Raw genomic sequence first — 8082 nt, 5'->3', positions numbered from 1 at the left:
GACTCAGCGTCAGGACTCCGGCGGCGTCTGTTCGACCCCCAACAGCCTCGGTTCCTCGACCCCGAAAGGCAGAAGCGGTTCAGCGGGTAGCGCGGGTATCGCTTGCCGGGGTTCCAGCGGTAGCAAGGGTTCCAGCGGTTGCGAGGGCTCCATCGGTGTGGCCTCGACGCGGTCTGCGAGATGCAGCAACGGGGCCATTGGTTCGAGCATCGCTTGCCGGGGTTCCAGCGGTTGCAGGGGTTCCATCGGTGTGGCCTCGACGCGGTCTGCGAGACGCAGCAGCGGGGCCATTGGTTCGGCTATCGCTTGCCGGGCCTCCACCCGTCCGGCCTCGATACGCTCGCCCAGATGTCCGACTTCGACACGATCGGCCGCGAAAGACTGCACCGGTAGCAGCTGTCCCTCTACCCGTCGCTCGGCAACCATCTGTCCGGGCTCAAGGTGCACGGACTTGTAGGCCAGCCTCGGTGTCGCCTGTTCCTCGTCGTGTTCCCCGGTTTCCAGCGGTTCCATCCGTGCGACCGCCAACCGCCTGGCTTTCAGCTGTCCCGTCCGGGTCCCGAGAACGGACGCCCCCGGGAGTGCCTCCAGCCCGTCGAGTCCGTGCTGCTGGAACGCCGCGGCGACCTGCTGCGACGTCTCGTTCGCGTCACTGTAGATCCCGGTGTGGGTGGCCAGGCTCTCGGTGATGACCACGAGCTCCTGCCGAATCTGGTACAGGTCGTCGACCCAGGCACCCAGCGCCTGCCCGAACGCCGTCGCCGCCATACCGGACCAGTTCGCGCTGAGGTTGTCCTGCTCCTCGGACATCGCACCGTAGATCGAGTTCATCTCGTCCAGCGCCTGCTGGAAGTCCTCCTGCGCCAGCTGCATACCCTGGACGTCGACCGAGGTCGTCATGCCGGCCCTCCGTTTGCGATGGTGGGTTCATCAGCTGTCGTTCCCGGTCGCGGACGTCGTCGGGGACCGACTTTCGAACACTAGGAGCGAACTGTCCGCCGGCGCCACCATGCCGGTCGGGAAGAGGCCGTCGAGTCATCGAACACTGCCCGAACGACTATGGGTTCCGTGCCAGCCACCCGATCGATGCGGGGTCCCTCGGAGCGGGCACGGCCGCCGTGATGTCCCAGTCATGCGCACACGTCACCGGAGCATGATCAGACCACCGCTCCGCATAGCTCGCGGCGCACTCCGCTACCGCGGAGGAGGCGAGCTCCGCGAGGTTGGCTGACGCCATCTGGTAGTCGATCCGCCAGCCGCTGTCGTTGTCGAAGGCCTTGCCGCGGAAGCTCCACCACGAGTACGGGCCCTCGGTGCAGGGTGCGGACCACGTCCACGTAGCCGGCGTCGCTCAGGACGGTGCTGAGCCGCTGGCGTTCCTCGGGGAGGAAGCCGGAGTTCTTCTGGTTGGCCTTCCAGTTCTTGATGTCCGCTTCCTGGTGCGCGATATTCCAGTCGCCGCAGATCAGGACGGCGCGGCCGGTTTCGGCGGCCTCGGCGTTCAGGGTGGCCAGGTGGGTGTGGAAGGCCTCCATGAAGCGTTCCTTCTCCGCCTGGCGCTCGGTGCCGACCTCGCCTGCGGGCAGGTAGAGGCTGCCGACGGTGAGGGTGGGCAGCTGCATCTCGCCGTAGCGGCCGGAGGTGTCGAACTCGGGGGCGCCGAAGCCGATGCGGGTCGTGGTCGGGGCTACGCGGCTGTAGAGCGCGACGCCGGCGCGGCCCTTGGTGGCGGGGCCGGGTCGATGAGCGTGGCTTTCGGCAACTGGAGCGTGATCGAGCCCATGTACTCAGTGCGCGGCCTGCTCGGGTTTTACAACAGCGCAGGCGAATGCGTTTTGGTGATCGACGGGTCCAGCGTCCGGCGCTGCTGCCAGCTCGTGCCGACTCTCGATGGACTCGGTGACTTCGGGACGGCGCTGCCCCGGCTCATCGAACTCGGGATTCTCCCGCAGGATGCCAGTCCCTGATCGTTGGCCTGACCGACCTACACGTCGTCGTGGACATGCTGACCCGTCCGGCCGAGTTCGTCGGCTACATGGAGTTCCGCGATCGCTGGGCCGGTGAGCCACGGCTGGTCACGATCGACGAATACGAACTGCTCGCCCTATTCCTCTATCAGGTCGACCTGCCCGACCGACTCGCGCAAGTGTCCGAAGGTGGCGCCCTGGTGCACGCCACCAACCAGGCGCTGTACGACCGCCGGTATGCTGCTCAGTCCGGTTCCGGCCCTGTAGCGGCAAAACCGACCCTCAGAACGACCACGCGCATGCGCCGGTTCGTCGACGAACGCAGTCGAACGAAACCGACAGGACGGCTCGCCCCCACCACTGCGGCGTTACAGATCCCACACAGCTCGGCAGTCGCCCTTGACGGTCTCGAAGCCTCGCTGGCAGCCGAAGCACGTCGTGACGGCATCGTCGTACGCAGCGATGGAGACAGCACTCTGATCGTGGTAGAGGAGAACGAACCGTGGACGCAGGTCCTCGACGAACTCGAAGCGCACAAGGCCTTCGCCCATGCACCTCTTACCTGCCTACTGCCGCAGCATGGAGGCCGTCTTCAACTTGAAGACGTCAAGCTTGTTCGCAGCAAAAGTTCGTCGGGCTGATGGGTAGGTTCGGCTTCTGGATGACGGCAATCACCTGGCCGAAATCCTGCAGCTCAACTGCCGCCGCCAGCCCTCGGTGTTGTCCGTCAGGTCATCCGGCGGCTTCAATCGGGTGCGTGTAGCACCGCCACAGGACCCGGTCGAAGCCCGTCCAAACGCGCCGCCGCCCGCAGCCATCATCCTGTGCCAGGTCGGTCGGCAGCGCCGCTACCGTAAACCCGACATCGCCCGCGCCGGTGGCGTGCGTCGCGAGGAGCAGGCGCCGCTCGACGTCCACCGCGTACCTACTCACAGCGGTCTCCACAGGTTTGAGATTCGACTTCGCTTCCGTCCCCCGATTCTGCTCCGTGGGAAACCACTACCGCTGTGAAGTGCGGAAAGTCAGAACACTTGACGCTGTCAGACCACCTGAACTGGCGACAACACCGGGACTCGCAGACCGGAAGCGACACGGTGACACCACCAGAAACAGCCCGCGACCACACGGACTGCGCACGGGTGCTACCACATCGCTACCACACGTCCTGTTTTCGACGACTTCAGCCTCGACTTCGAGTCGAGTCACTGAGTCGAGAAACACAAAACCCCAGGTCAGCGACCTGGGGTTTTGGTTTTGCGAGTGCGCACGAAGGGATTCGAACCCCTAACCTTCTGATCCGTAGTCAGGGTTCTTATACAAAGCCTTTTATTATTTGTTGATATCCAAGCACGTCCGGTACTGTCTCGGCCGAGTCGACTCGACTCGTAGTTTCCACCTCGTGATGGGCAATACCACCTGTGAACGCGACGTCCGCTACCACACCGCTATCACAAGGCTCGCACGAGTCGCCACTCGCCGATCTCGTCAGTAGCCTGCAAACGATCACTCGAAAGGGGCGGCCCTCACCGAGTTGATCCACAGATCCCGTCTGATGACTTCCCTGTCAAGGGACAGTTCGATCAGGCTGCCGTGTCAGCTGACACTTCCCGCAGAGCCCGTGGGCCTGAGAGCTCAAACCCGATGAGCCTGGTAGTACACGGCATCCGCAAGGACCTCGCTGGCGACTACTGCTCCGTTACGCTGAACTGACGTCGGAATGACAGCAGTCTGTAATTGCGCTGCTAAGTTAGCCGTCCAGTGTCGAAGGGGGCGCATTGGAACGACAGCCTGATCGTCGTGCGCTGTGTGTTGGCATCCCCAGCTTCGGGTCATCAGCCGATGAACCGGCCACGGACGCGTTCGGTGACCTTCCCTATGCCGTCGATCGCGCGCGGGAGGTACAAGGCGCGCTGTCTCGGCTCGGATATGCCGACGTCTCGGACAACAACATGGACGCGGCTACAGCTGAACAGTTGGGCGCAGCCGTCAGAAGGCGCCTCACGGGTAGTGGCGTAAGCACAGTCCAAGTCGTGCACATCCTGACGCACGGAATGTTGACGCCCAGCGGCTTGTTCTTGGTCGGTGCGGACGGTGAGTTCAGCCCCGATACCGACGTGGCCCACTGGATCGCGACTGTGGAGAGCTTTGACGATCGGCCCACGACCCTGTTCCTCCTAGATACCTGTCACTCGGGAGATGCCGCCCGACTACCTTGGCTGGCGGCGGCGGGGGACGGGACCAAGGCATGGGTGATCGCCGCGTCCACGAAGCACGACGCGGCGTACGACGGCGTGTTCAGCACTGCGGTGGCACAGGTGCTCGCCGAGATTGCAGACGGCTCCATCGACGTGTACCCGAGCCGGTACATCCCGTTCGGCGTGCTAGTCGAACAGATCCGCCGCCGGGTTGCCGCGATCGGTGTGCGGGAGCAGGTGGTTACCGGAACGCCCGTGGACGGCGCGCCGGAGCCGCCGTTCGTGCCTAATCCGCGTCAACCTGCAGACCCTGGTGCGGCGCACGTTGCCAACGGCAGCGATGAGGTGCTGCGGCCGTTCCTCGACATGGATGTCGCATTGGACGCGGCGCATTTCGCCAACCGGGCTGCGGGTTGGCCACTGGATCGTGGCCTCCGGCAGGGGGTGTTCACGGGACGTCGCGAACTGCTGCGGGAGTTGTCTCGGTGGATGGAGGATGGCGGAGCTCCGCTGCGAGTGGTGACCGGCGGAGCCGGCTCGGGAAAGTCCGCCGTGCTGGGCATGCTAGTGTGCGCCGCACACCGAGATCTACGAGCGGCCACCGTCGGTCTACGCGAGGCGGTGCTTGAGGACGACCTGCCGGGTGTCATTGAGAACCTCGCGGGCCTGCATCTCCGTGAACGGGATCTCCGCGCGGCCGTGCAGGGGCTGCGACGTCAGCTGAACCTTCCATCTGCGGCGAATGTGCTGCCGGGCACCGAGGATGATGCTGATGCATTGGTTGCAGCGATCATCACACTGCCGAATCCGCCTGTGATCGTCGTCGACGCCTTGGACGAGGCGGTCGGACAGGAGATGATCGTCGGCGGACTGCTATCACCACTCGCTGTGGCCCGCCGTGCGGACGGAGCGCCGGCCTGCCGACTGCTGGTTGGGACCCGCCCGTGGGAGGAGTTCGAGCCGCTTTTCCGCCTGGCGAAGGCCAAAGGTACTGTCGTAGATCTGGATGCCATCCCATCGGAGCGATTGCATAGAGAACTGGTTGACTATGTCACGGACCTTCTCGCTACCGGATCAGAATTCACAGTAGGCGTGCGGCGCGAGACAGCAAAAGGCGTCGCGAATGCGTTGGTTACGCCGGACCGACCACGCGGCGGTGAATTTCTGTCCGCAGCCTTGTACACCAACCTTCTGGTGCAAGCCGGTAAGCGTTGGCTGAGAGAGCATGGCATAGCAGCAATGCTCGCATCGGTTCCAACCGGGGTGCCGGAGTTGCTGGCACTGGACTTGGCGCAACTGGAGGATAACGACCAGCAACTCGTCCGAGTTTGGGCACTACCCGTGCTCACCACGATCGCCCACGGCCACGGCAGCGGCATGCCGGCAACAGTCATCCGCCGTCTGGCCCCAGTATTTGCCGAGGCCAACTACTGTGAAGAAGGTCCGGCCGAGCTTTCAGACATTGTATTTCGCCAGGTACTGTCTCGTGTCCGCTTCTACCTACGATCGGCAGCCGGACCTGACGGGCTGACCGAGTACCGCCTTTTCCACCAAAGCCTCGTCGATCACCTGTGCGCAATAGACGACGAACGAGCCTATGCCACGCTCGGCGCCGCGTTTGACCGGCTGGTACAGCCTGCTGCCCTGACAGCCGACGGGTTGCGTGACTGGGATGCAGCCGAGCCCTACGTTAGACGGCACTGGCTGGAACACGCCGTAGAAGCTGGCAGGCTGGAGGAGGCTTTGGACGCTGACTCCACCGCCGTCCGCGAGGTGTGCAACTCCCGCCGCAACGACTTGGGACGCCTCGCAGCGGCCATATGGCGTGAAACCGAACGGGTGAAGCCAGCCACTGCAGAGCAGTGGCGTAGCATACTCAGCCTAAATGCCACGCGATACGGCAGTCAGCCGATTGCCTCGCGAGTGGCGACGCACTCCATCGAAGAATCGACGGTGTGGCGGGCGAGGTGGTCCACCGGCGGACAACTGTCCAGCCCAGCCCTTCGGGCGACAATCGCCAAGGGTGAAGGCAAGGGCGCGTTGGACCTCTTAGCATGTTTACCCTTCGAAGGGCAAACGCTCGCTATCACCCGCGGCACCCAGGCGCGGATCTGGGACCTGAGCACCGGCCGAGAAATCGATCACCCGCTCACCAGGGCAATTGATTGGGCGAGTGTCAGATCGTGCACCCTTCTCGACGGACGCCCGCATGCCATCACCCAGGGCGACGACAAGACGGTACGAATCTGGGATTTGACGACCGGCCGCCGGGTCGGCCAGGCCCTGATGGGCAATGTGACGCCGTTGACTTGCACCATGATCAACGGATACCTGCATTGCATCGCCGGTGGCGGCAGTTTTCACCACCGGACTTTGGAAATCTGGGACTTGAGTTCTGGCCAACGCACAGTTCATGTCAGGGACAGTCCATCAGGGCCACCGGAATGCGTCGCGATAGACGGCCGTCCGCACCTTGTTGCTCACAGCGACCGTGGCCTGCAGTTGTGGGATCTTATTAGTGGCCTGCACGCTGTCCATTGGTTGCCAGTCCATGCGACACGCTTTGCATGTACGGTCATCGACGGACAGCCACATGTTGTCACCGGAGATAATGACAAGACCCTGCGGATCTGGGACCTGTCTACGGGGCAAGAGATTGGCAAGCCTCTGATCGGACACGAGGGCAGCGTTACGGGGGTAGCGTGCACAGAAATCGACGGACGGCCGCACGCTGTCACCGGCGGTAGCGACCACACTGTACGCATCTGGGACCTGACCACGGGCGGGCAGGTTGGCCAGCCCCTAATCGGACACACCGACTGGGTGTACACGGTGGAGTGCACGGTCGTCGACGGAAGGCCGTACGCCGTCACCGGCAGTAGCGGCTTTGGCCATAGTGACCCATTGCATATCTGGGACCTGAGCAGCAGCGGGCACCATGCCGGCAGAACTCGGACCGGACATACCCGAACGGTACGGGCAGCTGCCGTCCTGGAGGTCAATGGCCAGGGAATCGTAGTCACAGTTGGTCTGGACGCGATGGCCTACCGATGGGACTTGGTCACCGGCCAGCAGGTCGGCAGCGCCTTGAGCGGACACCTTGACGCGGTCAACGCGGTGGCGTGCACCGTTATCGAGGGAAGGCCGCACGCTGTGACCGGTAGCAGCGACAAAACGCTCCGGATATGGGACTTGACCACAGGAAAGCAAATCGGCTCTCCTCTCACCGGGCACCACCGCAGCGTGACGGCGGTGGCATGCACGGCTATCGACGGAAAGCCGCACGCCGTGAGCGGCAGCAGCGACGAAACGGTGCGGATATGGGACCTGACTACAGGTCAACAAGTCGGCCCTGTCTTGATCGGGCACGACGACTGGGTCAACGCGGTGGCCTGCACGGATATCGATGGAAGGCCCCATGCCGTCACCGGGGGAGGTGACAAGAGCCTGCGGGTATGGGATTTGACCACGTGCCGGCAAGTCGGTGCGCCACTTACAGGACATGTCACCAGGGTGACTGCAGTGGCATGCACGATATACAACGGACGGCCGCACGCCGTCACCGGTAGCAGTGACGACGGAACGGTGCTCCTCTGGGACCTCACCGCCGGTACGCAGCCTCGCCCCATTCCGGCCGACTGCTATGGGGTGACTATGACGGCTTGCGCAACAATCGGAGGGCGAGCGCATGCCGTCACCAGCGGCACTGACAACATGCTGCGATTCTGGGATCTGACACATCTCCATGAAGTGTCGCGTGCGACCCTTCCCTATCGTCCCCGAACCGTGGCGTTCAGCGGCGAAGCACTGGTCGTCGGCTATGGGAACGAAGTCGCATGCTTCGACTACATCTCTGCGGGGGGAGACTCATGAACAGTTCATCTGTCAGCGTCCTCGGCATACACGGGGTACACAACTAC

Annotated in this window: 5 protein-coding genes and 1 pseudogene; 3 read left to right on the top strand and 3 right to left on the bottom strand. The window is 63.6% G+C overall.

All coding sequences use genetic code 11. The features are described 5' to 3' along the window. Positions 1 to 9 precede the first annotated feature (9 nt). Together ABH935_RS42710 and ABH935_RS42705 are read right to left on the bottom strand one after the other, a co-directional pair. Complete coding sequence (locus tag ABH935_RS42710; protein ID WP_370383706.1) at positions 10 to 900, bottom strand: WXG100 family type VII secretion target; 891 nt, start codon at positions 898 to 900, stop codon at positions 10 to 12. Positions 901 to 1057: 157 nt separating this feature from the next. After that, a pseudogene (locus tag ABH935_RS42705) lies at positions 1058 to 1751 on the bottom strand (exodeoxyribonuclease III); the annotation flags it as partial. Between ABH935_RS42705 and ABH935_RS42700 the strand changes: the two are divergent. After that, positions 1743 to 1967, top strand: coding sequence for a hypothetical protein (locus ABH935_RS42700; protein WP_370383705.1), 225 nt, complete (start codon positions 1743 to 1745; stop codon positions 1965 to 1967). The pseudogene ABH935_RS42705 and the gene ABH935_RS42700 overlap by 9 nt on opposite strands. Before the next feature lie 29 nt (positions 1968 to 1996). After that, positions 1997 to 2608: a hypothetical protein gene (locus tag ABH935_RS42695; protein WP_370383704.1), complete on the top strand. Its 612-nt coding sequence runs from the start codon at positions 1997 to 1999 to the stop codon at positions 2606 to 2608. A gap of 91 nt (positions 2609 to 2699) precedes the next feature. Here the strand turns inward: ABH935_RS42695 and ABH935_RS42690 are convergent, their stop codons facing one another. After that, a complete protein-coding gene (locus ABH935_RS42690) occupies positions 2700 to 2900 on the bottom strand; it encodes a hypothetical protein (protein ID WP_370383703.1) in 201 nt (66 codons plus the stop codon). Between the two features lie 1097 nt (positions 2901 to 3997). Between ABH935_RS42690 and ABH935_RS42685 the strand changes: the two genes are divergently transcribed. Further along, the gene (locus ABH935_RS42685; protein WP_370383702.1) at positions 3998 to 8035 is read left to right on the top strand and encodes a hypothetical protein; all 4038 of its coding nucleotides are present in this window, start codon (positions 3998 to 4000) and stop codon (positions 8033 to 8035) included. Positions 8036 to 8082 lie beyond the last annotated feature (47 nt).

This window comes from Catenulispora sp. GAS73 (assembly GCF_041262085.1).
In the GTDB taxonomy this organism is placed as follows: Bacteria; Actinomycetota; Actinomycetes; order Streptomycetales; family Catenulisporaceae; genus Catenulispora.
The sequence above is the reverse complement of the archived record's forward strand: the minus strand, read 5'-3'. Positions and strand labels throughout refer to the sequence as shown.